Annotated in this window: 23 protein-coding genes; 11 read left to right on the top strand and 12 right to left on the bottom strand. The window is 68.3% G+C overall.

Annotated elements, in window-relative coordinates; genetic code table 11:
- Window positions 1-94: 94 nt before the first annotated feature.
- Window positions 95-1,576 carry an APC family permease gene (locus QF206_RS05235; RefSeq protein WP_281488167.1) on the top strand — a complete coding sequence of 494 codons (1,482 nt, stop codon included), beginning with the start codon at window positions 95-97 and terminating at the stop codon, window positions 1,574-1,576.
- 177 nt (window positions 1,577-1,753) lie between these two features.
- Here QF206_RS05235 and QF206_RS05240 read toward each other — a convergent pair whose 3' ends face one another.
- The 5 genes from QF206_RS05240 to QF206_RS05260 form a co-directional block, all read right to left on the bottom strand.
- Window positions 1,754-2,821, bottom strand: coding sequence for a threonine aldolase family protein (locus tag QF206_RS05240; protein WP_281488168.1), 1,068 nt, complete (start codon window positions 2,819-2,821; stop codon window positions 1,754-1,756).
- On the bottom strand, window positions 2,818-3,099 hold the full coding sequence (locus QF206_RS05245) for an SHOCT domain-containing protein (protein WP_281488169.1): 282 nt from the start codon (window positions 3,097-3,099) through the stop codon (window positions 2,818-2,820). Before QF206_RS05245 ends, QF206_RS05240 begins: the two co-directional genes overlap by 4 nt.
- A 134-nt stretch (window positions 3,100-3,233) precedes the next feature.
- On the bottom strand, window positions 3,234-4,322 hold the full coding sequence (locus QF206_RS05250) for an ABC transporter permease (protein WP_281488170.1): 1,089 nt from the start codon (window positions 4,320-4,322) through the stop codon (window positions 3,234-3,236).
- Window positions 4,319-5,203, bottom strand: a complete 885-nt coding sequence (locus QF206_RS05255) for an ABC transporter ATP-binding protein (protein ID WP_281488171.1) — start codon at window positions 5,201-5,203, stop codon at window positions 4,319-4,321. The genes QF206_RS05250 and QF206_RS05255 overlap by 4 nt, the downstream gene beginning before the upstream one ends.
- Before the next feature lie 21 nt (window positions 5,204-5,224).
- Complete coding sequence (locus QF206_RS05260) at window positions 5,225-6,622, bottom strand: DUF6421 family protein (RefSeq protein WP_281488172.1); 1,398 nt, start codon at window positions 6,620-6,622, stop codon at window positions 5,225-5,227.
- 271 nt (window positions 6,623-6,893) lie between these two features.
- Between QF206_RS05260 and QF206_RS05265 the strand changes: the two genes are divergently transcribed.
- The 5 genes from QF206_RS05265 to QF206_RS05285 all read left to right on the top strand — a co-directional run bounded on the left by QF206_RS05265 (window position 6,894) and on the right by QF206_RS05285 (window position 13,079).
- Window positions 6,894-7,811: an AEC family transporter gene (locus tag QF206_RS05265; protein WP_281488173.1), complete on the top strand. Its 918-nt coding sequence runs from the start codon at window positions 6,894-6,896 to the stop codon at window positions 7,809-7,811.
- Between the two features lie 198 nt (window positions 7,812-8,009).
- Window positions 8,010-10,100, top strand: a complete 2,091-nt coding sequence (locus tag QF206_RS05270) for an MMPL family transporter (protein WP_281488587.1) — start codon at window positions 8,010-8,012, stop codon at window positions 10,098-10,100.
- A gap of 211 nt (window positions 10,101-10,311) precedes the next feature.
- Window positions 10,312-11,148 carry an exodeoxyribonuclease III gene (locus tag QF206_RS05275; protein WP_281488174.1) on the top strand — a complete coding sequence of 279 codons (837 nt, stop codon included), beginning with the start codon at window positions 10,312-10,314 and terminating at the stop codon, window positions 11,146-11,148.
- A gap of 48 nt (window positions 11,149-11,196) precedes the next feature.
- Window positions 11,197-11,751, top strand: a complete 555-nt coding sequence (gene pyrE / locus QF206_RS05280; protein ID WP_281488175.1) for an orotate phosphoribosyltransferase — start codon at window positions 11,197-11,199, stop codon at window positions 11,749-11,751.
- On the top strand, window positions 11,748-13,079 hold the full coding sequence (locus QF206_RS05285; protein ID WP_281488176.1) for a septum formation family protein: 1,332 nt from the start codon (window positions 11,748-11,750) through the stop codon (window positions 13,077-13,079). The genes pyrE and QF206_RS05285 overlap by 4 nt, the downstream gene beginning before the upstream one ends.
- Before the next feature lie 35 nt (window positions 13,080-13,114).
- Here QF206_RS05285 and QF206_RS05290 read toward each other — a convergent pair whose 3' ends face one another.
- Both QF206_RS05290 and QF206_RS05295 read right to left on the bottom strand, forming a co-directional pair.
- Window positions 13,115-13,918: a class I SAM-dependent methyltransferase gene (locus tag QF206_RS05290; RefSeq protein WP_281488177.1), complete on the bottom strand. Its 804-nt coding sequence runs from the start codon at window positions 13,916-13,918 to the stop codon at window positions 13,115-13,117.
- A 39-nt stretch (window positions 13,919-13,957) separates the two neighbouring features.
- Window positions 13,958-14,881: a DNA-methyltransferase gene (locus QF206_RS05295; RefSeq protein WP_281488178.1), complete on the bottom strand. Its 924-nt coding sequence runs from the start codon at window positions 14,879-14,881 to the stop codon at window positions 13,958-13,960.
- A 164-nt stretch (window positions 14,882-15,045) separates the two neighbouring features.
- Here QF206_RS05295 and QF206_RS05300 point away from each other — a divergent pair, with 164 nt between their 5' ends.
- Together QF206_RS05300 and QF206_RS05305 are read left to right on the top strand one after the other, a co-directional pair.
- Window positions 15,046-15,690, top strand: coding sequence for a TrmH family RNA methyltransferase (locus tag QF206_RS05300; protein ID WP_281488588.1), 645 nt, complete (start codon window positions 15,046-15,048; stop codon window positions 15,688-15,690).
- A 78-nt stretch (window positions 15,691-15,768) separates the two neighbouring features.
- On the top strand, window positions 15,769-17,055 hold the full coding sequence (locus QF206_RS05305) for an adenylosuccinate synthase (RefSeq protein ID WP_281488179.1): 1,287 nt from the start codon (window positions 15,769-15,771) through the stop codon (window positions 17,053-17,055).
- A gap of 115 nt (window positions 17,056-17,170) precedes the next feature.
- Here QF206_RS05305 and QF206_RS05310 read toward each other — a convergent pair whose 3' ends face one another.
- Entirely contained in the window at window positions 17,171-17,779 is a 609-nt protein-coding gene (locus QF206_RS05310) for a maleylpyruvate isomerase family mycothiol-dependent enzyme (RefSeq protein ID WP_281488180.1), read from the bottom strand.
- 119 nt (window positions 17,780-17,898) lie between these two features.
- On the opposite strand from QF206_RS05310, the gene QF206_RS05315 reads away from it, so the two are divergent.
- The 3 genes from QF206_RS05315 (at window position 17,899) to QF206_RS05325 (ending at window position 19,836) form a co-directional block, all read left to right on the top strand.
- Window positions 17,899-18,816 (top strand): DMT family transporter, encoded by a 918-nt coding sequence (locus QF206_RS05315; RefSeq protein ID WP_281488181.1) that lies wholly within the window; start codon window positions 17,899-17,901, stop codon window positions 18,814-18,816.
- Window positions 18,817-18,887: 71 nt separating this feature from the next.
- Window positions 18,888-19,202 carry a chorismate mutase gene (locus tag QF206_RS05320; RefSeq protein WP_281488182.1) on the top strand — a complete coding sequence of 105 codons (315 nt, stop codon included), beginning with the start codon at window positions 18,888-18,890 and terminating at the stop codon, window positions 19,200-19,202.
- A gap of 40 nt (window positions 19,203-19,242) precedes the next feature.
- Complete coding sequence (locus QF206_RS05325; RefSeq protein ID WP_281488183.1) at window positions 19,243-19,836, top strand: nuclear transport factor 2 family protein; 594 nt, start codon at window positions 19,243-19,245, stop codon at window positions 19,834-19,836.
- Between the two features lie 60 nt (window positions 19,837-19,896).
- Here QF206_RS05325 and purL read toward each other — a convergent pair whose 3' ends face one another.
- From purL to purS, 4 genes are all read right to left on the bottom strand, one after another.
- Entirely contained in the window at window positions 19,897-22,158 is a 2,262-nt protein-coding gene (purL, locus tag QF206_RS05330) for a phosphoribosylformylglycinamidine synthase subunit PurL (protein ID WP_281488589.1), read from the bottom strand.
- A gap of 209 nt (window positions 22,159-22,367) precedes the next feature.
- A complete protein-coding gene (locus QF206_RS05335; protein ID WP_281488184.1) occupies window positions 22,368-22,907 on the bottom strand; it encodes a DUF3817 domain-containing protein in 540 nt (179 codons plus the stop codon).
- 2 nt (window positions 22,908-22,909) lie between these two features.
- Entirely contained in the window at window positions 22,910-23,608 is a 699-nt protein-coding gene (purQ, locus tag QF206_RS05340; RefSeq protein ID WP_281488185.1) for a phosphoribosylformylglycinamidine synthase subunit PurQ, read from the bottom strand.
- Complete coding sequence (gene purS / locus QF206_RS05345; RefSeq protein ID WP_281488186.1) at window positions 23,608-23,907, bottom strand: phosphoribosylformylglycinamidine synthase subunit PurS; 300 nt, start codon at window positions 23,905-23,907, stop codon at window positions 23,608-23,610. The genes purQ and purS overlap by 1 nt, the downstream gene beginning before the upstream one ends.
- Between the last annotated feature and the right edge of the window lie 78 nt (window positions 23,908-23,985).

The following is a 23,985-nucleotide window of genomic DNA, read 5'->3' on the forward strand; positions in this document are numbered from 1 at the left end:
CGATGGCGATCCGAGATCGAGCGCCGCGTGTATCGTCGCACCGCTGCTCGGTGGCGCGGCATCCGGTCCTGGCCGAAGAATCAAAGGAGTTTCTGTGGCAGCTGCACCAACCGCGATGAAGCGAGAGTTCACGATGTTCTCAGCGCTCTCGGTGGCCTTCGCGTTCGTGTCTCCTATCGTCGCGCTCTACAGCGTGCTCGGAGTCGGTCTCTCGGCTTCGGGGCCGGCGTTCATCTGGGGCGGCCTGGTGCTGTACGCAGGCCAGTTCGTCGTGGTGCTCACGCTCGGTGTGCTCGCGTCGAAGTGGGCCGAGTCCGGCGGCATCTACCAGTGGTCGCGCAGGCTCTTGGGCCACCGGTATGGATGGTTCGCCTCCTGGACCTACATCTGCACCCTGCTGATCACGCTTCCGGCGGTGGCTTACGCGGGTGCAGTGCTCATCCCGCCGATCTTCGACATTCCGGCGGCAGACCCGGGCTTCGTCACGTGGCTCGCGGTCGGGCTGCTGGCGTTGACCACGGTCGTCAACCTCGCGGGGCGCGTGTTCATCAAGATCCTCATGGTCGGCGTGCTGGTGGCCGAAGCGGTCGGCTCCGTCGGTGTGGCGATCTGGCTGCTCTTCTTCGAGCGTCATCAGACGCTCGACTACATCTCGCCCGCCTCCCTCGGCGAATTCGACGGCGTCTTCTTCGCTGCGCCCTTCGTGATGGCCATCGCCTTCTCGAGCTACTTCGCGATCGGATTCGAGAGCGCCAGCTCGATCGCCGAAGAAGTGAAGCGGCCGAAGCGCGCCGTGCCGCGCGCCATGGTGGTGTCGTTCTTCGCGATCATGAGCATCGTGCTGCTCAGCACACTCGCCTTCACGCTCGCCGTGCCGAGCGACGAGTTCTTGCAGAACCCCGAGAACGCTGCCGACCCCGCCGTCGCGATCATGGCCGCGACGTTCCCCGAGCCGGTGTTCCGCGGCGTGCTCGCGTTGTTCGTCATCGCCTTCGCCGCAAGTCTCATGACCATCCAGATCACGGTCTCCCGCATCGTCTGGGCCACCGCCCGCAATGGCGAGCTCCCCTTCGCTCGCACCCTGACCAGGTTGTCGGGTGACACCGGTCTGCCTCGAGTCGCCGTGCTGGTGACCGCGGTCGTGGCCGTGCTGCTCTTCATCCCCTTCCAGAGCGAGGGGATTCAGATGGCGCTGATCTCGTTCTCGTCCGTGGGCTTCTTCATCTCGTTCCTCTTCCCGATCCTCGGTATGGCGATCGCGCGCGTGCGCGGCTCATGGCATGACGAGCCCGACCTCTTCCTCGGCCGCGCCGGTCGTGCTGTGAGTGTGCTCGCCCTCATCTGGCTGCTCTTCCAGATCGTCAACGTGGCATGGCCTCGCGAGTCGGGTGCAGGGTGGGCGACCGACTGGTCGACTGTGATCGGCGTCGGCGTCGTGGGTGTGCTCGGCGTGGCTGTCGAGTGGTGGGTGCATCGCAAGCGGCTGCACGCCGCGGCGACGGGCAGCACCCTCGTGGTCATCGAGCGCTCGGAAGACGCCGACGACGAAGAACTGGTCGAGCCGCTCGCGCGCTGACCTGAGCGCGTAGCGCGACTGGCGCGGTTGCCTCCCTGTGGGAGCGACCGCGCCAGTCGTTCGTCCGTGTTGTCAAGGGGCGGAACTCGGTAAGGGCCCGGGAGTGCCGGGATCCGAACAGCTCCGAACCCGGGCCGGGTCGCTCGCCGGCGCCAGTGCGCCAGCGCGCCAGCAGGCTCAGGCGGAGAGCTCGCGGGCGATGGCGTCGGCGAACGCGTCGATATCGGCTTCCGTGGTGTCGAAACTCGTCATCCACCGCACCTCGCCGCGGGCGGCATCCCAGTCGTAGAAGCGGAACCGCTCGCGCAGGCGATCGGCCACCCCCTCAGGCAATGTCGCGAATACGGCGTTGGCCTGGGTCGCCTGCGTGAAGCCCAACCCCGCGATCTCACCGCTGGCGATCCGCTCCTCGAGGGTTCGTCGCAGCCGAGCCGCCATCTGGTTGGAATGCCGTGCTGAGCGCAGATAGAGATCGTCGTCGAGGAGGGCGAGCAGTTGCGCCGACACGAACCGCATCTTCGACGCCAGCTGCATCGTGAGCTTGCGCAGATACAGCAGTCCGTCGGATGCCGCCGGGTTCAGCACGACGACCGCCTCACCGAAGAGCACGCCGTTCTTCGTGCCCCCGAAGCTCAGCACATCGATGCCCGCGTCGCTCGTGAACTCGCGCAACGGGACTCCGAGAGCGGCCGCCGCGTTCGCCAACCGGGCGCCGTCCATGTGGACCGCCATGCCGCGCGCATGCGCGTGCTCGGCGATCGATCCCACCTCGTCCACCGAGTAGAGCGTGCCCAGCTCGGTCGTCTGAGTGATGCTCACGGCGAGCGGCTGGGCCCGGTGCTCATCGCCCCAGCCCCAGGCCTCACGGTCGATCAGCTCGGGCGTCAGCTTGCCATCGACGGTTTCGACCGGCAGCAGCTTGAGCCCTCCGACGCGCTCCGGGGCTCCGTTCTCGTCGGTGTTGATGTGCGCGGTCTTCGCGCAGACGACGGCGCCCCAGCGCGGCAAAAGGCTCATGAGCGCCGTCACGTTCGCGCCGGTGCCGTTGAAGACGGGGAAGGTCTCGGCATCCGGCCCGAAGTGCTCGCGCATCATCTCGCGCAGTCTGGCGGTGTAGGCGTCTTCTCCGTAGGCGACTTCATGCCCCTCATTCGCCTCGGCGATCGCCTGCAGCACTTCGGGGTGGGCGCCCGCGTAGTTGTCGCTGGCGAATCCGCGCCGAGTGGCGTCGTGCAGCCGCCTCACGACTCCGACCTGCCGCGCCGGCCCGACTCGAGCGTCTCGAGCAGTTCGCGGTATTGCTGCGGCGTCACTTCGCCACGCACGAGCCGCTCTTCGAGCAGTTGCCGTGCCCGGTCATGCGGCGGAGCGCCGTGATCCATGCCACCGGTCCATCCCCGTCCCTGCCCGGTCGAGCGCGTGAGCAGAACGATGAGCACGACGATCGCGGCGACGACCAGCGCCATCAGCAGCAGTCCGGGGATCCACATCCACCACGCGCCGAACCCGTGATTCCACACCATTGCGGCACCGCCTTTCGGGTGAAGCACCTACACCGTGGACTCTACTCGCGCCGCACAGCGCGGCCCCGGCCGAAACGATCCCTGATTGCCTGCGGGAGCGCGAGCACCGACTTTGCTCAGCGCGGCGACGTTGCTCAGCGCGAGCCGAGCGCCTCCCGCAGGCGCACCCGGGCGCCGGTTCGGAGGAGCGAGTTCGAGTACATGCGCGCTCCGAGCAGTACCACGAGCGCCGTTGACACCAGCAGCACCGCCAGCGAGACCAGCGGCTCCCACCATTCGGCGCTGCCGAGGAACACCCGCATCGGCATTCCGACGGGAGCCGAGAACGGCACGTACGACATGATGCCGAGCACAAGCGGATTGTCGAAGAAGAAGATGACCAGGAAATACGGGATCATCACGAGGTACGTCGCCGGCGCTGTGGCAGTGCCGACGTCCTCCTGACGTGAGACGAGCGCGGCGGTGGCCGAGTAGATGGCGGCCAGCAGCACGAACCCGAACAGGAAGAACACGACGAACCAGGCCAGCGCCGGTCCTATGTCTCCGAGCAGCAGCTCTTGTCGGGTCGCTGCCATCCCGATCGCTGCCAGACCCCCGATCGCCAAGATCTGCCCGAACGCGAGCGCGCTGTTTCCGAGGATCTTCCCGGCGAGAAGGGCCCGCACCGGCACCGTCGACATCAGGATCTCGATGATGCGCGTCTGCTTCTCCTCGACAACCGACTGCGCGATCGTCATGCCGAAGGTCATGGCCGACACGAAGAAGATGATGCCGAAGCCGATCGCAGCGAGATAGGCAAGGAAGGGGTTCTGGGTGGGTGGCTCGAGCAGCTCGACCGAGGGAGAGACGCTGAGCAACTGCACGAGCCCGCCGGGAACCGCTTCGAGCGCGACGACCGTCAGGCCGAGCGCCGTTGAAGGATCGGGGATGACGGCGGCCTCGACCTCGCCGGAGCGCACTAGCCCTTCTGCGGAAGCGGCATCCGAAGCCTTGGTCACTTCGAGGCCGGGCACGGCACGCAACTGCTCTATGGCGGCGCCTGTAGCCGCGACCTTCGTCGTCGACTCGCTCGACCCCGCGATGCCGCCGACCACCACCGCCGCTACCACGAGCAGCATGAGCACGCCCGTCGCGATCAAGAACGCCTTGCTGCGTAGCTTCATGCGGATCTCGCGGCCGGCGACGAGCCGCACAGCGGCGACCATCCCGAGCGGTCTCGTCATCGGACGACCTCCTTGAAGATGTCGGCGAGCGACGGGTGCAGAGGGCCGAACCTCAGCACCGGTCCCGTCGTCGAGGCTCGTCGCAGAGCCTCTTGGGCTGCAGCCGGCTCGTCGGTTTCGAACACCGCCCGGCCCCCATCCAGCTCGAGCACTGTGAGCGACGGCTCGCTGTGCAGCCACTCGGTCGACTTGGACGTGTGCAGCTCGTAGCGATTTCTCGTGTGGGCGGCCCGCAACTCGTCGCGCGAGCCCGCCGCGCGCACCTCTCCGCCTGCGATGACGACCAGGTCATCGCAGAGACGCTCGACGATATCGAGCTGGTGTGAGGAGAACAGCACTCTCGCGCCCTTGTCAGCGAAGCGCTTGAGCACGGCCAGCACGGTATCGACCGCCATCGGGTCAAGACCGGAGAAGGGCTCGTCGAGCACCAGCACCCCGGGATCGTGCACGAGCGCAGCGGCGATCTGCGCCCGCTGCTGGTTGCCGAGCGAGAGGCTCTCGACCGTCGCGTCGGCTCGGTCGGCGAGGTCGAGTTGTTCGAGCAGTTCCGTAGTAGCGCGCCTCGCATCGGCCGCGGCCATGCCGTGGAGTCTGCCGAGGTACTCGATCTGCTCGGCGACCTTCATCTTCGGGTAGAGGCCGCGCTCCTCCGGCATGTAGCCGAAGCCGCTGCGGACCGCCGGGGTCAACGGTTGCCCGTCAAGGGTGACGGCGCCGGCGTCCGGCCTCAGCACGCCGAGGATGACGCGCATGGCAGTGGTCTTGCCGGCACCGTTGCCGCCGACGAAGCCGGTGATCCGTCCGCTGCGCACGGCGAAGCTCACGTCGTTCAGCGCGCGGCGGTCTCCGAAGTTCTTGACGATTCCCCGCAGTTCGAGCACCCGCTCAACTGTAGTGAAGCGTCAGTCGCGGCCGGTGATGCCCACGGTCGACTCGATGACCGGAGACAGCTTCTTCTGCAGCGCCTCGTAGAACATCGAGAGCGGGAACTCATCGTCGAGCACCGCGTCGGTCATGCCGCGGGGTGGTCCCGAGAGCACGTCGTCGGGGAGACCGCGCGCCCACTGCGACGCCGGGTGCGGTTCGAGGGTCGAGCGCACGAGGTCGTACGCCGCGAGCCAGTGCGCGACCTTCGGGCGGTCGATCGACCGCCAATAGAGCTCGTCGATGCTGTCGCCGAGCGCCGTCACCGCCGCCGCGACCTCGTCCCACTCGATCGAGAGCCGGGTGTCGGTCCAGTGCAGCACGCCTCGCTGGTGCAGCCACGCGAAAAGCAGTTGCCCGCCGAGCCCGTCGTAGTTCCGAACTCGTGAGCCGGTGAGCGCGAACCGGAAGATGCGGTCGAAGAGCACCGCGAACTGCACGAGCCGTGCTCGGTCGCGCGTCACCTCGTCGGTCTCGTCGGATGCCGCGAGCCTGACCGCTTCACGGAAGGCGGTGAGGTCGCAGCGCAGTTCCTCGAGCGAGTACAGGAAGTACGGCATCCGCTGCTTGATCATGAACGGATCGAACGGCAGGTCGCCTCGCATGTGAGTGCGGTCGTGGATGAGGTCCCACATCACGAAGGTCTGTTCGCAGAGGCCCTGGTCATCGAGCAGGCGCAGTGCATCGTCGGGCAGTTCGAGGCGGGTGATCTCGGATGCCGCCCGCACGACCCGGCGGAACCTCGCCGCTTCGCGATCGGCGAAGATGGCGCCCCAGGTGAACGACACGAGCTCGCGCATTGCGACGGTCTCCGGGAACAGCACCGCTGAGTTGGTGTCGTACCCGCCCGTGAAGTCGATGAACCGAATCGGCACGAACATCGGGTTGGAGAAGTCGCCCGCCTCGAGATCGGCGATGAATTCGGGCCAGATCACCTCGATCAAGACGGCCTCGACGAGTCGGTCGGGTGAGCCGTTCTGGGTCACCATCGGGAACACCACGACGTGGGCCGCCCCATCGGCGCGCGATTGCTCGGGGTGGAACTTCGACAGGGAGTCCATGAAATCCGGCACCCCGAACCCCTCGGCGGCCCACCGCTCGAAGTCGGTGGCGCAGGCGGTCAGATAGTCGGCGTCGTGCGGGAGCTCAGGGGCGAGCGAGCGGAGCGCAGCCGCCAACGTGGCCACGTGCTCCGCGGCGTCGGCGTGGGCGGCGGCATCCGGGATGCTGCCATCCCGCTGCTGCAGCGGTCGCAGCGCGCTCGCTGCGGTCTTCGTCGCATGCCAGGCCGGATGCTGCTGCAACGCGCGAGCGTCGAACGCCGCCGTGTCGAGGGCCGCTGTCTCGGCCAGGGCGCGTGGTTGCGTCTGGGTCATCGCGAGCCTCCTTGCGCGAAGCGGCCGCCGCCGAAGCTCCCTTGTTCCGGCGGCGTGGATGTCAGGGCGCGCTCGTGCGCACCCGTGTTTTCAGCGTACGCGGATGATCGCCGCAAAGGCATGAGCCAGCCGCAATGAAGCGGCGCAGTTGGGTCACCGCAGGCAAGGAAATTGCGAAAGAACCCCGGCTTGCGCAAACCGCAACGGAGGTCGCGCCCCGCTCTGCGGGACTCGAGCGAGCCGCGGGCTCTCGCCGCGACAGAATGACCAGGTGCTGGGGGTTCTCGTCGGATTCGCGATCATCGCGGTCATCATTGCCACCGGCTACCTGGTCAGGCGCACCGGCTTGCTCGGCGATGAGGCGCGATACATGCTCGCGAAGCTCGTCTTCTTCGTGCTGTCGCCGTGCTTGCTGCTCACAGTGATCGCCGATGCCGACCCCGCTCGGCTGTTCTCGCCGCTGATGCTCGCATCGTTGCTCGCTGCGCTGTCGGTCTTCCTGGTGATGTTCCTCGTCGTCAGATTCGTCTGGCGGCGGAAGACCGCCGAGACGGTCGTGACGACGCTCGCGGCGGGCTACGTCAACGCGAACAACATCGGCATCCCGGTCGCGGTGTACGTGCTGGGCGACGCGGCGTGGGTGGCGCCCGTGATCCTGCTGCAACTGCTGCTCATCACCCCGCTGTCGCTCACGGCGCTCGATCTCAGCACTCGAGGCGGGGTATCCGTCGGTCGCATCCTCGCTCAACCGTTCCGCAATCCGATCATCATCGGTTCCGCCATCGGTCTCGTGCTCGCCCTCACCAAGGTGCCGGTCCCCGAGGCGGCGCTCGAGCCGTTCCGCATCATGGGGGCGGCGGCGGTGCCTCTCATGCTCATGAACTACGGCATGTCGCTGCACGGGCAGCGCCTGCTGCAACCGGGCACCGGTCGACGAGACGTGCTCACCGCATCTGCGCTGAAGCTGTTCGCGATGCCGCTGGCTGCGTGGTTGCTCGGATCGGCGCTCGGAATCTCGGGGCATCAGTTGTTCGTGGTCGTCGCGCTCGCCGCGCTGCCGACCGCGCAGAACGTGTTCAACTACGCCCAGCGGTACGGCCGCGGCGAGACCGTCGCCCGCGACACGATCCTCATCACGACGGTCGGATCGGTGGCGGTGCTGGCTGCGGCCGCGGCGCTGCTCCACTGAGCCCTCGAGCGCCCGGATTCTCGGCTGATCCGAAGGTGAGAGGCGTTCGGTATTTGCTAACGTGAGGCAGCAAGATAGGGGCACCCGGTGACATCACAGCAGCCGAACACACCCCGGCGCGTCCGGGACGGTGGCAGTCGTGCCCTCGGCGGCGCGGCGCGCACGCCGGGCCGTTGGCTGCGAATCCTGCTGCCGGCAGTGCTGATCGTCGTTTGGCTGGTCGCCGCCGGCATCGGCGGGCCCTACTTCGGCAAGGTGTCGGAGGTCTCGTCCAACGACAGCACGAGCTATCTGCCCGCGAGCGCCGACGCGACCGTCGTGCAGCAGGAGCTGCCGAAGTTCAGCGGAGCCAAGGTGATTCCGGCTGTCGTTGTCTTCGCCGCCGATGCCGAGCTCGACAGCGACGCGCTCAAGACGATCGCCGACCGCGTCAACGGCTTCGAGGATGTGCCGGGCGTCGAGAGCGGAGTCTCGCCGCCGCTGCCGTCCGAAGACGGACGAGCGGTGCAGGTGTTCGTGCCGATCGATGCGGACTCCGAGTTGCGTGTGGCCGTTGACGGATTGCGCGAGAAAGCTCGCGACGGGCTCCCCGCCGGTGTGACCGCTCACGTGACGGGACCGGCAGGCTTCACAACTGACCTCGTCGAAGCCTTCGGCGGAATCGACAGCCTCCTGCTCCTCGTCGCGCTCGGCGCAGTGCTGCTGATCCTGGTGATCGTCTACCGCTCGCCGCTGCTGCCGTTCCTCGTGCTGGCCACCAGCTTGTTCGCGCTCTGCGTCGCGCTGCTCACGGTGTGGTGGCTCGCGAAGGCCGATGTGCTCGTGCTCACCGGTCAGACGCAGGGCATCCTGTTCATCCTGGTGATCGGCGCGGCGACCGACTATGCCCTTCTCTACGTTGCCCGCTACCGCGAAGCGCTTCGTGAGCACGCGACCCGGTGGGAGTCCACTCGCGCCGCGCTGAAGGGATCGATCGAGCCGATCCTGGCCTCGGGCGGCACTGTCATCGCGGGTCTGCTCTGCCTGTTGCTGAGCGACCTGAACTCCAACCGCTCGCTCGGCCCGGTGGCGGCGATCGGCATCGTGTTCGCGGTGCTCTCGGCACTCACATTCCTGCCCGCCCTGCTCATGGCCTTCGGTCGGGCAGCGTTCTGGCCGCGTCGCACCGCCTACGACCCCGCGCGCACCGCCGACGACGAGGCGCTGCCGAAGCGTGGCATCTGGGCGACGCTCGCGCGGGGCATCGCTCGTCGCCCGAGGGTCATCTGGGTCACCACGGCTCTCGCGCTCGCTGTTGCCGCGCTCGGTGTCTTCCAGCTGAAGGCCGATGGCGTCGACCAGGCCGCGCTCGTGCTGAGCGAGTCCGACGCTCGCGATGGGCAGGCGGTGCTCGCCGAGCACTTCCCCGCTGGTTCGGGCAGCCCGGCCGCCGTGCTCACAGATCAGGACCGACTCGAAGCGACGGCCGCGGTGCTGCTCGACAACAGCGGCGTCGACGCGGTCTCGGTGCTTGCCGCCGATTCTCCGAGCGGAAGCGCCCCGGTCACCGCCGACGGCGTGCAGCCGCTCGGACCACCCGGCACGCCGGCGCCGGCTCCTACGGTGGTCGACGGCCGCGTGCTGCTGCAGGCGACGCTGACGGATGCCGCGGGTTCCGACGCCGCTCAGCAGACCGTGCGCGAGCTGCGCGCCGAGCTCGGCGATCAGGCGCGCATCGGAGGCGTCACCGCGACGGCGATCGACACCAATGATGCGTCGGTGCACGACCGCAACCTGATCATCCCGGTCGTGCTCCTGGTGATCCTCGTGATCCTCATGCTGCTGCTGCGATCGGTGCTCGCGCCGGTGCTCCTGATCGCGACGGTCGTGCTCTCTTTCGGCACGGCGATGGGCGTTTCGGCGCTCGTGTTCAACCACGTGCTCGACTTCCCGGGGGCCGACCCGGCGGTGCCGCTCTACGGCTTCGTGTTCCTCGTGGCACTCGGCATCGACTACAACATCTTCTTGATGACGCGCGTGCGCGAGGAGTCGATCGTTCATGGCACTCGGCAGGGGGTGCTCCGCGGGCTCGCGGTCACCGGCGGCGTGATCACATCGGCCGGCGTGGTGCTCGCGGCGACGTTCGCGGCGCTCGGCGTGATCCCGATCCTGTTCCTGGCGCAACTCGCGTTCATCGTCGCGTTCGGCGTGCTGCTCGACACCGTCATCGTGCGCTCGCTGCTCGTGCCGGCGCTCTCGTACGACATCGGCCGCGCCATCTGGTGGCCGTCCAAGCTCGCGAAGCGCTGAGCGGGGTGCTCGTCGCGGCCTGAGCCACCCGACCACTGGTCGCGTGCGGCGCATGGCGCGCCCCGTCGCCCACCACCCCTCTGCCCGGACTCCGCCGAGACTACGCAAATCACAACTCGGGGTGCCGAGGGTTGGTCAATTGCGTAGTCTCGGGCGCCGGGATGGGAGCCTTCGCTCTGAGCGCCGGCGTGGGCTCCCTACACTTGGCGGCATGCGTGTTGCGACCTGGAATGTGAACTCGATCCGCACTCGAGCGGCGCGCGTGGCCGATTGGCTGGTGCGCGAAGACATCGATGTGCTGGGCATGCAGGAGATCAAGTGCAAGCCCGAGCAGTTCCCGACCCAGGTGTTCGAGGACGCCGGCTACGAGATCGTCGCGCACGGGTTGAACCAGTGGAACGGCGTCGCGTTCGCGAGTCGGCTTCCGATGACCGATGTCGAGACGAGCTTCCGCGGGCAGCCGGGCTTCCTCAAGGGCCACGAGGGCCCCGACCTTCCGAAGGAGGCCCGCGCGCTCGGCGTCACGGTCGAGGGCGTGCGCCTCTGGAGCCTCTACGTGCCGAACGGTCGAACGCTCGACGACCCGCACTACGTCTACAAGCTCGACTGGCTGGCGGCGCTTCGCGACGAGGCGACCGCATGGCTCGCCTCGCACCCGGGCATGCCGCTCGCGCTGATGGGTGACTTCAACATCGCCCCCACCGACGCCGACATGGGCGATCCCTCGTTCGTGCCCGGCCACTCGACGCACATCTCGCAGCCTGAGCGCGACATGTTCGCCTCGTTCGAGACCGTCGGGTTCCGCGACGTGGTGCGCCCGTTCGTGCCCACTGGGTTCACCTTCTGGGATTACAAGCAGCTCCGCTTCCCCCGCAACGAGGGCATGCGCATCGACTTCATCCTCGGCTCCTCGGCCTTTGCCGACCTCGTGACGGATGCCGCGATCCACCGCGACGAGCGCAAGGGTGACGCGCCCTCCGACCACGTGCCCGTCGTCGCGGAGCTCGATCTCGAGCACGAGGACGACGACCGCCCGATGATCTTCTGAGCGCCGCGCGGCTCCAAGCTCCAGCGCGCAGGTCGGTACGATGTCGGGGTGAGTGACGCGCGCGACCGCCTGATCGAATTCATCAAGGAAGAAGCTGTCTTCCACGGCGATTTCACGCTGACCAGCGGCAAGAAGGCCAGCTACTACATCGACCTCCGCAAGGTGAGTCTCGACCACCGTGTGGCCCCGCTCATCGGCCAGGTCATGGCAGAGCTCACCGCTCAGGTGCCCGACGTCGACGCGGTCGGCGGCCTCACCATGGGCGCCGACCCCATCGCGTCGGCGGTGCTTCACCAGTCCGCTGTGAGCGGCAAGGGCTACGACGCCTTCGTCGTGCGCAAGGAGCCGAAGGACCACGGTCGTGGCAAGCAGGTGGAAGGGCCAGACGTCGCCGGCAAGCGCGTCGTCGTGCTCGAAGACACCTCCACCACCGGCGGCTCACCGCTGAAGGCGATCGAAGCCCTCGAGAAGGCAGGTGCGACCGTCGTCGGCGTCGCCGTCGTGGTCGACCGCAGCACAGGCGCCCAGGAGCGCATCGAAGCAGCCGGCTACCCGTATTTCGCCGCGATCACCCTCGAAGACCTGGGGCTGACGCCGCAGTGAGCGACGCCCGCGACCCCCGAGAGTCCGGCGGCGAGCAGCCGGGCGACGAGGAGTCTCCCGACACGCTTGACGACGTCTTCGGGGCCGACGCCTTCCGCGAGTACCCGGAAGAGCCGATCGTTCCCAGGCTCCCGCTGCGGGAGTCTCGCGCCGAGGCGGCCGACGAAGCCGCCGACCGTGCGGATGCCGCAACACCCCCAGCCCCTCAACGCCAGGAGCCCGCGACGCCGGCGGCATCCGTGCCCGCGACTGAGTCGCTTCCAGAACCGCCGACTGAGCGATTGCCGGCGTCGGGCATGGCGAGCCCTGTTCGGCCTCACGACGCTGCTCCTTCTGCGCCCGAGCCGCCTCGCCCGCCGGTGCGACCTGAGCTGTCGCAAGACGCAGCACCGGAGCCCGAGCAGCTCACACCTCCTGCGCCTCAGCACATCGCGCCGTCTGACGAGCAGCCTGAACCCCAGCCGCCCACCGCGGGGGAGGCCCGCTTCCCATTCGGTGAGCCGCTTGTGCCGAGCGCTCCGGTCGCCCCTGATGAGGAGCCTCGCCGCGCGTTCGGCCGACGACTGATGTCAAGCGCTCCCGACGACGCCGTGAGCGGCGCGGCGCGTCGTTCCACCTGGACTCCGGCTCCAGACGGCGATGCAGCAGCGACGGTTCCGGATGTGATCGGCGCGATCAGCGATGGCCCGGGCGGTGACCCCACGGGCGATGCCCCGTCGCGGCGTGACGCCGGCTCGGCGGGAGCGGGCGGCGTCCCGCAGCGGCAGAAGGTGCTGCTCTGGGTCGCCGGGTCTCTCGTCGCCGTACTGGCGCTTCTGGCCCTGTTCCTGCTGGGCACACGCATCGGCGCCGCCCAGGAGGGCGAGCCGGCCGAGCCCGCGGCCCCGCCGGCCGCGAGTGAAGCGCCACCCGAGGAAGAGCCCGAGACGCCGCTGCCGGTGGCCGGGCCCGTTGCGCCGGGCACCTATGAGTGGGACCAGCTCGGCGGGGGCGAGTGCATCGACCCCTATACGAACCCGTGGGCCGAGGAGTTCACCGTCGTCGACTGCGCAACCCCGCACCGCGCGCAGCTCACCATCAAGCAGCCCTTCCCCGAGTATGACGCTGCGGCGCCGTTCCCCGGCACCGAGGCCCTGCGGGTGCAGCTGTCAGCGCTGTGCTCCGCTCCCGGCACGATCCTGCTCGATCTCGCGGGCCAGTACGCCGACATCCAGATCGACGGCAGCTTCGCGGTGACCGAGGAGCAGTGGGACGCCGGGATGCGCGATTACTCCTGCTTCGTGAGCCGCTCATCGGGCGAGCCGATCGAGGGCAGCCTCATCCCGTAGGTGGGACCGCCTCGACGACGCCTCGCCCAGCGGATCTACGCGGTCGCGACCAGCACGTGGCTGCAGAACGGGACCTGCGGGCCGAATCGCGCGATGGCCTCGGTCACCTGCTCGACCACATGCGCCCGCGCGGAGTCGCTCGCGGCGCTCCACCCGCGTGCCATGGGCGTGCCCGCCATGTGCTGGGGCAGGAACTGCGCGACCGGCGTGAGATCGAGGCGCAGCGTCACCTGCTCCAGACGGATGCTTGAGAATCCGGCTTCCTCGGCCGATTCGACGGCGGGCTCGGGCTTCGCCAGCGCGAACACAGACGCCACGCCCCGAGCGGTCGTGTCATCGATGAGCCGGAGCAGCGCCGAGGTGAGCGCCTCGAAGTAGGGGTTGCTGTGGGTGCTGGCCCAGAACGACGCCACCAGCCGTCCGCCCGATCGCAGTACGCGTCGCGCCTCCCGGAGGGCTGCCGCACGGTCGGGCAAGAACTGCAGCGTCTGAGCCATGACCACCACGTCGAAGGAGCCGTCGTCGAACGGCAGGTGCTCGGCATCCGCCTCGACCCACTCGATCATCGCGCCGTCGGTCGGCGACACCGAGGCCGCCACCTGCAGCGACGCCTGGTTCACGTCGACTCCGATGACCTGCCCGCTCTCGCCGGCGAGCCTCGCGATCGGGCGCGTTGCGGCTCCGGTGCCGCAGCCGATGTCGATCACACGATCGCCGGGCGAGATCGAAGCGCGTTCGAGCAGTGCATCGGCGAACGGGCCGAAGATCGCCGGCACGCTGTACCGCTCGCTCTGCACGGCGCTGTCGTGCTCGAGCTGCCACTGTCGGGAAGTCGCCATCGCCTGCCCCCTCGGTTGGAGACCATTGTGCGGGCGAGGTCACGCCGATACAACACCCGGTTTCTCGGCATCCGCCGTGACCAGCTCGTCGATGACGGATGCCGCGGGCAGCCGTCTCCGCATGACCTCGATCGCCTGCGGGTTGCTATCGACCATCACGAACCGGCGACCGAGCGCCGCTGCCACCGCGCCGGTCGTGCCGCTGCCCGCGAAGAAGTCGAGCACCCAGTCGCCCGGGGCGCTCGATGCCTGGACGATGCGACGCAGCACGCCCTCGGGCTTCTGAGTCGCGTAACCCGTCTTCTCGCGACCGGTCGGCGACACGATGGTGTGCCACCACACGTCGGTGGGCAGCTTGCCGCGCGCGGCCTTCTCGGGGGTCACGAGACCGGGCGCCATATACGGTTCACGATCGACCGCTTCGGCGTCGAAGTGGTACGCGTCGGGGTTCTTCACGTAGACGAGGATGGTGTCGTGCTTCGACGGCCAGCGTCGCTTGGTGCGCGCGCCGTAGTCGTACGCCCACACGATCTCGTTGAGAAAGCACTCGCGTCCGAAGAGCGCATCGAGCGCCACCTTCGCGTAGTGCACCTCGCGGTAGTCGAGGTGCAGGTAGAGCGTGCCGCGGTCGTCGAGCAGTCGCCACGCCTCCACGAGCCTCGGCTCGAGGAACTCCCAGTAGTCGACGAAGCGGTCGTCGTACCCGTAGAGCGTCGTCTTGACCGACTCGTAGCGGCGCCCCTTGAACCCGACGCGCGAGCCGCCGGCGCTCGCCACCGTCGTAACGCCTTGCCGCTGCTGTGAACGGCCGGTGTTGAACGGCGGATCGAGATAGATCAGGGTGAAGGATGCCGGGGGCAGTGCCGCGATCGCTTCGAGGTTGTCGCTCGCCACGATCAGGTCGGGTCCGTCGGGAAGCCACCGTCTCGCGCCCCCGGTGGCGGAGCCTTCAGTCGCCGTCACAGGAGCGACCTTAACAGCGATACCGCGGTCGAGCGGCCGGCCGCGCTCGCGTGGCGATCCGCTCAGACCTGGAACGCTCTAGCCTTGAGGCCGTGGAATCGCCCTCATCAGACCGCTGGTCGTCTCCAGAGCCCCAGCCCGACGACCCGGGCGGCCACCCCGTCGTGCCGCCCGCAGGCGCTGAGCCCGAGGGTGCCCAGGGCTCGAGCACGCACGGGGTAGGTCCGTGGCAGGGCGAGTGGCCGACGGGCCCGCAATGGGACCGCGACCTGCTGGCGACGGGCGACACCCGCAACGTGATCGACAAGTACCGGTATTGGACGGTCGAGGCGATCGTGGCCGATCTCGACGCGCACCGGCATCCGTTCCATGTCGCCATCGAGAACTGGCAGCACGACATGAACATCGGCTCGATCGTGCGCAGCGCGAACGCGTTCGCGGCCGAGACGGTGCACATCATCGGGCGGAAGCGCTGGAACAAGCGCGGCGCGATGGTGACCGATCGATACCAGCACGTGCTGCACCATCCCGATGTCGATGACTTCGTCGAGTGGTGCGCCGAGCGCTCGCTCCCCATTCTCGGGATCGACAACGTGCCCGGCTCGGTGGCCATCGAACGCTTTCGGATGCCGGAGCGCTGCGTGCTGCTGTTCGGGCAGGAGGGCCCTGGGCTCAGCGCCGCCGCGCTCGCCGCCTGCGAGGCCGTGCTCGAGATCACGCAATTCGGCTCGACGCGTTCGATCAACGCTTCCGCCGCAGCGGCCGTCGCGATGCACTCGTGGGTGATGCAGCACGCGCGACTGCCGTGAGACCGGCTCAAAGCGGGGGCGCAGACGGCCGTCACTAGACTGGGGTGCTGCCCCCAATCGACCCTGAAAGGGATCACCATGCCAGCAATCGTCATCGTCGGAGCCCAGTGGGGCGATGAAGGCAAGGGCAAAGCCACCGACCTGCTCGGCGAGCGCATCGACTACGTCGTCAAGTTCAACGGCGGCAACAATGCCGGCCACACGGTCGTCGTCGGCAACGAGAAGTATGCGCTGCACCTGCTGCCGAGCGGCATCCTGACGCCCGGTGTCATCCCCGTCATCTCGAACGGCGTGGTAGTCGACCTCGAGGTGCTCTTCGACGAGCTGACGGCGCTGAGCGCACGAGGCGTCGACGTGTCGAAGCTGCTCGTCAGCGCGAACGCGCACGTCATCACGCAGTACCACCGCACGCTCGACAAGGTCACCGAGCGGTTCCTCGGCAAGCGCCAGATCGGCACCACCGGTCGCGGCATCGGCCCGGCGTACGCCGACAAGATCAACCGGGTCGGCATCCGCATCCAGGACCTCTTCGACGAGAACATCCTGCGGCAGAAGGTCGAGGGGGCACTCGACCAGAAGAACCACCTGCTGGTCAAGGTCTACAACCGCCGCTCGATCGGCGTCAACGAGGTCGTCGACGACCTGCTGCAGTACGCCGAGCGTTTGCGCCCACTGGTCGCTGACACCGCGCTCGTGCTCAACAAGGCGCTCGACGAGGGCAAGAACGTGCTCTTCGAGGGCGGTCAGGCGACCATGCTCGACGTCGACCACGGCACCTACCCCTTCGTGACCTCGTCGAACGCGACCTCAGGCGGCGCGGCCACTGGCTCGGGCATCGCCCCGAACCGCATCGACCGCGTCATCGCGATCGCGAAGGCGTACACGACGCGCGTCGGCGCCGGGCCGTTCCCGACCGAGCTCTTCGACGAGTCGGGCGAGTTCCTGCGCTCAGCGGGCTGGGAGTTCGGCACCACCACGGGCCGTCCGCGGCGCACCGGCTGGTACGACGCTCCCATCTCGCGGTACGCGGCGCGCATCAACGGCGTCACCGACTTCGTGCTCACCAAGCTCGACGTGCTCACGGGCCTCGACCGCATCCCCGTGTGCGTCGCCTATGACGTCGACGGCGTGCGGCACGACGAGATGCCGGTGTCGCAGTCGGACTTCCACCACGCGAAGCCGATCTACGAGGAGTTCCAGGGCTGGAGTGAGGACATCTCCGGTGCGCGCGCGTTCGACGACCTGCCGAAGGCGGCGCAGGACTACGTGCTCGCCGTGGAGCAGCTCAGCGGTGCGCGCATCTCGGTGATCGGCGTGGGCCCGGGCCGCGAAGAGGTCATCGTGCGCCACGACCTCGTCGACTAGGAGCAGCTGCCTACCGCTCTCGGGCGGGCGCCCACCGACCGTCGAGGCGTGGCCGTTTCTTCGGAGACCAGCGTCTGCAGGCTCGAGCGCGAACAGCGCGCGCGGGAAATGCGGCTCAGACGACCGAGAACCCCTCGGGCAGCGGAGCCCGGCCGGTGAGTGCGAAGAGCATCTCGCGGCCGAAGCCGCGGGCCACTGCGATGCGTGTGGCGAGTGCGGCAGTGTCTGAGATGGCGGCATCCGGCAGGGAGTGCTCGATGCCCGTGGCCTCGCAGATGTCGAGCGTGTGCACGACGAGCTCGAACACCCGGGTGCGCAGGTACTGCTCGAGCAGCATCCCGTTGCCGCCGAGCGAGACGATGCGCCGTGGAGGCTGCTCCGCGATCAGGTTCTCGGTGCGCTCGAGTGCTTCGCGCAGCGTGAGCACCGGGTTGTCTCCCAGCCACGCGCCGGCCTCGACACCGCGGGCGGCGACCGCCTCGTTGTCAGTGAACTGCTCGAACACCGTCGTGTAGTAGGTCTCGGCGTCGGGAACCGAGATCGCCCCGGGCTCATCGGCTTCGAGGTAGTTCTCGACGGTGAGGATGGCGCGGGCGGTGTGACCGACCAGGCCCCGCACGTTCCAGACGCCGAGGCCGGGCGCATCCCACTGATCGGGTCGGATGCGGCTGACGACGTCGATGTAGGCTCGAGCCGACTGGCTGAACAAACGCGCTTCGGGCATGGTCCCACTCTGTCAAACTTCGTCCCGGTCTGCAGATCGGGGCAGTGTGCCGGTCTGCAGCACGTCATTGCACGGTACCCCCGCGTAACGGCCGGCGCTGCGCAGGATAACGTGATCAGGTGCCCAGCCCCGTAGCCCGTCCGACCACGGCGCTGATGTTCGCCGGGCTGTGCATCGTGTGGGGGTCGAGCTTCCTCTTCATGCGGGTGGCGCTCGACGGCGGGCTGACGCCGTTCCAGCTCGTCTGGTCGCGCGAGGTGCTCGGGGGCTTCACCCTCGTCATCATCGCGCTCATGCTCCGGATGCCGCTGCCCCGGCGCCGCATCGATTGGCTGCACTTGCTCGTGCTTGGCCTCCTCAACAACTTCACCCCGCACTGGGTCGTCGCGTGGAGCCAGCAGTATCTCGACACCAGTCTCTCGAGCATCTTCAACGCGTTCACCCCGATCGCGACCGCCCTCATGGTGACCCTCGCATTCCGAGTCGAACGGCTCACGAGGCCGCAGCTCGCCGGCGTGCTCGTCGGAGTCGTCGGAGTGCTCATCGTGCTCGCGCCGTGGAACGCCGTGTTGTCGGGCGACCTCCTTCCGCAGTTGGCGTTCGTCAGCACGACGCTCATGTACGGCATCTCATTCGGCTACGTGCGGCGCTTCGTGATGCCCCGCGGCTACTCGGGCGTGCAGATCGCGGTCTACAGCGTGGGCATGGCAGCAGGCGCCATGCTCCTTCTCACGCCCATGGCCTTCGCCGATCCGTTCCCGATCGACCCGGGTGTTCTCGGGAGCCTGCTGGCGCTCGGATGCCTTGGCACCGGCATCGCGTACATCTGGAGCTTCACCATCGTCGACCGCTGGGGTGCGACCCGGGCCTCGATGGTCACCTATGTCGCACCGGTGATCGGTGTGGCCCTCGGAGTCCTGGTGCTGGGCGAGACGCTGTCGTGGAACGAGCCGCTCGGCGCAGTGCTGGTGCTCCTGGGCATCGTGTTCGCCCAGCGTCCCCGGTGGATGTTCCGCCGGCCGCCGTTCCTCGCGTAGCGCCGCTGCATCGGAGCCCGTGAGTGGGCGGCTGGCTCCGGCACCCGCTGGTCATGTTTTAGGGTCGATGTATGGCATCCGACGACCGCGACGTGCGCGAGCAGCTGGCCGACTACCGCCGCAGCATCGACAACATCGACGCGGCGCTGATCCACATGCTGGCCGAGCGGTTCCGCTTCACCAAGCAGGTCGGCAGGCTCAAGGCCCAGCACGGCCTCGAAGCGTCCGACCCCGAGCGCGAGCGCCGTCAGATCGCACGGCTGCGCGCCCTCGCCGAGGAGAGCGAACTCGACCCGGCGTTCGCCGAGAAATGGTTCAACTTCGTGGTCGCCGAGGTCATCCAGCACCACGAGCAGATCGCAGCCTCTGCTCCCAACGACTCATAGTTCGACTCGTAGTTCATCGCCGAGCAGAGGGGGAGCGTCCGTGACGGATGCAGTCGAAGCCGACCGCCGATCGATTCGTGAGGTGATCGAGAACTGGGCGGTCTGGCGCGATGCCGGTGACTGGGACCGGTTCCGCACGGTCTGGGCCGATGACGGAGTGATGATGGCGACCTGGAAGCAGGGCACCGCCGAAGAGTTCATCCGGGCGAGCATCGACGGGTGGAACCGAGGGGTCCGCATCCTCCACTTCCTGGGCGGCTCGTCCATCGACGTGGCCGGCGACCGCGCCATCGCCCAGACGAAGATGACCATCACCCAGCGTGCCGAAGTCGAGGGCGTCGAGTGCGACATCGTGTGCACCGGTCGCTTCTACGACTTCTTCAGTCGGCAGGCGGGGGAGTGGAAGGTCTCGCACCGCCAGCCGATCTACGAGATCGATCGTCTGCATTCGCTTACGGGTGAGTGGCCCGACCTCGACCGCGATCTCCTGAACAGCTTCCCGGTGGGGTACCGGCACCTCGCGTATGCGCAGTCCCGCATCGGGTACCCGGTGAAACGAGACATGCCGGGACTGGTGGGCCCCGAAGTCGATGCGCTCTATGCGCGCGGTGCTCGCTGGCTCGCTGGCGAGTGAACTGAACGACCCGCCCCTTCCGGGGCGGGTCGTCGCAAGAAGTGGTTGCGCTCGGTCGCGCTACTGCCCGACGACCGGCCCGAAGGCCTCGGCGAGCGGGGCGCGGTGCACGCGGCGCAGCTCGTCGACCTCGACCGTGAAGAGGTCCTGCACCTCGAGGGCGGCGACCGAGTCGGTGACGCCGATACGCAGTGCGGGGTACCCGCGGCCTTCGCAGAGTCCGCGGAACTTCACGTCGTCTTCGCGCGGCACCGAGACCAGCACACGCGCGGTCGACTCGCTGAACAGCGCCGTGGCGGCATCCACGCCGTCGCGCTCGATGATCTCGTCGAGCCACACGCGGGCGCCGACACCGAAGCGGAGCACGCTCTCGGCCAGCGCCTGCCAGAGACCGCCGTCCGCGAGGTCGTGCGCGGAGGCGATGAGCGACTCGCTCGCTCCGGCCGCGATGAGCTGAGCGAGCTGCTTCTCACGCGCGAGGTCGACCGCCGGCGGGCGGCCGCCGAGGTGGTCGTGGATGACCCCGGACCACGCCGAGCCGTCGAGCTCGAGCGCGGTGGTGCCCAGCAGGTAGATGTTGTCGCCGGCATCCTGCCAACCCGACGGGATGCGGCGCGCGACGTCGTCGATCACGCCGAGCACGGCGACGACCGGCGTCGGGTGGATCGGCACATCGCCGGTCTGGTTGTAGAACGACACATTGCCGCCGGTCACCGGGATCTCGAGCTCCATGCAGCCGTCGGCGAGACCCTCGACCGCCTGCGAGAACTGCCACATGACCTCGGGGTTCTCGGGGCTGCCGAAGTTCAGGCAGTCGGAGACCGCTGCAGGCGTCGCACCCGACACCGCGACGTTGCGATACGCCTCGGCCAGTGCGAGCTGCGCACCCTGGCGGGGGTCGAGCTGGCAGTAGCGCCCGTTCGCGTCGGTCGCGACGGCGAAGCCAAGGCCCGACTCCTCGTCGACCCGAACCATGCCCGCGTCATCGGGGAACGCCAGTGCGGTGTTGCCGCCCACGTAGTAGTCGTACTGGTTGGTGACCCAGCTCTTGTCGGCCAGGTTCGGCGAGCCGAGCATGCGCAACGCCTGGTCCCGCAGCTCCTCGCCCGAGGTGGGGCGGGGCAGGGCGGATGCCGTGTCGGCCTGCAGCGCGTCGATCCACGTCGGGTAGGCCACCGGCCGCTCGTACACCGGGCCGTCGACGGCCACCGTGCGCGGGTCGACGTTGACGATCTCCTCGCCGTGCCAGTGGATGACGAGGCGCCCCGTGTCGGTGACCTCGCCGAGCACCGAGGTCTCGACATCCCACTTCTTCACGACGGCGAGGAACTCGTCGAGCTTGTCGGGGTGCACGATCGCCATCATGCGTTCCTGGCTCTCCGACATGAGGATCTCCTCGGCGGTGAGCGAGGGGTCGCGCAGCAGCACCTTGTCGAGCTCGATGTACATGCCGCCGTCGCCGTTCGAGGCGAGTTCGCTCGTCGCGCACGAGATTCCCGCAGCACCCAGGTCTTGGATGCCCTCGACCAGCTCCTTCGCGAAGAGTTCGAGGCAGCACTCGATGAGCACCTTCTCGGCGAAGGGGTCGCCGACCTGCACCGCAGGGCGCTTGGTGGGGCCGCCCTCGTCGAACGAGTCGGACGCGAGGATCGACGCGCCGCCGATGCCGTCGCCACCGGTGCGGGCGCCGAAGAGCACGACCTTGTTGCCCGCTCCGCGCGCATTCGCGAGGTGCAGGTCTTCGTGACGCAGCACGCCGACCGCGAGGGCGTTGACGAGCGGGTTCGCCTGGTACACCGGGTCGAACCAGGTCTCGCCGCCGATGTTCGGCAGACCGAGGCAGTTGCCGTAGAAGCTGATGCCGCTCACTGCGCCGTGCACGACGCGGGCGGTGTCGGGGTCGTCGATGGCCCCGAAGCGCAGGGCGTCCATCACCGCGACCGGGCGTGCACCCATCGAGATGATGTCGCGCACGATGCCGCCGACGCCGGTCGCAGCGCCCTGGAACGGCTCGATGTAGCTCGGGTGGTTGTGGCTCTCGATCTTGAAGGTGACCGCCCAGCCCTCGCCCACGTCGACCACGCCGGCGTTCTCGCCCATGCCGACCATCAGGTTCTCCTTCATCTTCGGAGTCACCTTCTTGCCGAACTGGCGCAGGTAGATCTTGCTCGACTTGTAGGAGCAGTGCTCGCTCCACATGACCGAGTACATCGCGAGCTCACCGCTGGTCGGGCGCCGACCCAGGATCTCGCGGATCTTCGCGTACTCGTCGGCCTTCAGACCGAGCGCCTCGTACGGCTGCTCGCGCTCGGGCGTCGCCATCGCGTGCTCGACGGTGTCGGCGACGCCGCGTGCCGGCGTCGGGGCCGAAGCGTGCGCTGAGGAAGTGGAAACGTCGGTCACGATGGCGTGCTCCTGAGCTCTGGCCGGATGCCTTGGAAAGCGTGAAAACATGCGGATGCCGCAGGGCATAAGTCTACCGGCGGCTCACTGCGCCCGAGCCGAGAGCCGCATCCAGAGCAGCGAGCGCGCTACTTGCCCCACTCGCCGGGAGGACCGAGCACGAGCAGCACGGCCACGACCGCCACCACCGCGGCGACGATGAGCCCCAGCAGCAGCCACGGACGCGCGAGGAACCAGCGCAGCATCCGATCGATCACGCGCTTGTCTCGGGGGTCACCGGAGTCGTGCACACGCCAGTCGCCCTTGAGCAGGCCGCGACGCTCGAGCGCGCGGTCGAAAGGAATCGTCGCGTACGGCACGATCGCGGTCAGGATGCCGAGGGCCACGAGCCCCGGCTTCCACCGCTGGTTGAGCCCCACCACGATCGCGGTTGCGCCGTAGGCCACGAACACGAAGCCGTGGGTCAGGCCGGCGGGGAACAGCAGCGCCGTGTCGGGGTCGAAGCCGTACTTCACGATGAGTGCAGCGATGAGCAGCGTCCACGTGATCGCCTCGGCGACCGCCACGACGCGGTACACCTGCGCGGGGCTGAAGCGGTGACCGCTCGGCGGTGGGGCGGTGGGAACCGCCGCGTCGCTGACGGTGTCGCTGCTGCTCGGCTCCGACATCCTCACGCCCGCGCGAGCGCCTGCTCGACGACGCTCGTGAAGAAGGTGAGGCCGTCGACGCCCGAGCGCATGCGAGTCGAGGTGTCGGGGCCGAAGCCCGCCTCGACCGCGTGCTCGGGGTGCGGCATCAGTCCGACGACATTGCCGCGCTCATTGGTGAGCCCCGCGATGTCATTGAGCGAGCCGTTCGGGTTGAGCCCGACGTAGCGGAACGTCACCAGGCCTTCGCCCTCGATGCGGGCGAGCGTCTCGGCGTCGGCGATGAACCCGCCCTCGCCGTTCTTCAACGGGATGGTGATCTCCTGGCCCTGCTCGAAGCCGCTCGTCCACGCGGTCGAGGTGTTCTCGACGCGCAGCTGCTGGTCGCGCCGCACGAACTGGCCGTGGTCATTGCGGATGAGCCCGCCGGGCAGAAGGTGCGCTTCGACGAGCACCTGGAAGCCGTTGCAGATGCCGAGCACCGGCATACCGCTGTTCGCCGCGTCGACGACCTCACGCATGATCGGCGAGTGCGCAGCGATAGCGCCGCAGCGCAGGTAGTCGCCGTAGCTGAAGCCGCCCGGCAGCACGATCGCGTCGACGCCCTGCAGATCGTGGTCGCTGTGCCACAACTCCACCGGCTCGGCGCCCGCGAGCCGCACGGCGCGCTGCGCGTCTCGCTCGTCGAGCGAGCCCGGGAAGGTGACGACTCCGACGCGCATCAGCGGCTCACGCTCGCCTCGGCGTGGGCTTCGCCCGCGTTCGCGGCGGGGTGGTCCTCGGCGACGCGCACGTCGATGACGTCTTCGATGACCGAGTTCGACAGCATGCTCTCTGCGATCTCGCGCACCTCCGCGAGCACGGCTTCGTTCACCTCATCGACGGTGATCTCGAAGCGCTTGCCGATGCGCACACCCGAGATGTGGGCCTTCCCCTGGCGCGCGAGCGACCCGGCGACGGCCTTGCCGGCGGGGTCGAGCAGTTCAGCCTTGGGCATGACGTCGACGACGATGGTGGGCACAGCGACTCCGGGGGGTTCACAGGTGGCGGGGATGCCACGAGTCTACCGAGCCATGTCTGGATGCTTCCCGCTCAACGA

This window comes from Ruicaihuangia caeni, assembly GCF_029952955.1.
Classification (GTDB): domain Bacteria; phylum Actinomycetota; class Actinomycetes; order Actinomycetales; family Microbacteriaceae; genus Ruicaihuangia; species Ruicaihuangia caeni.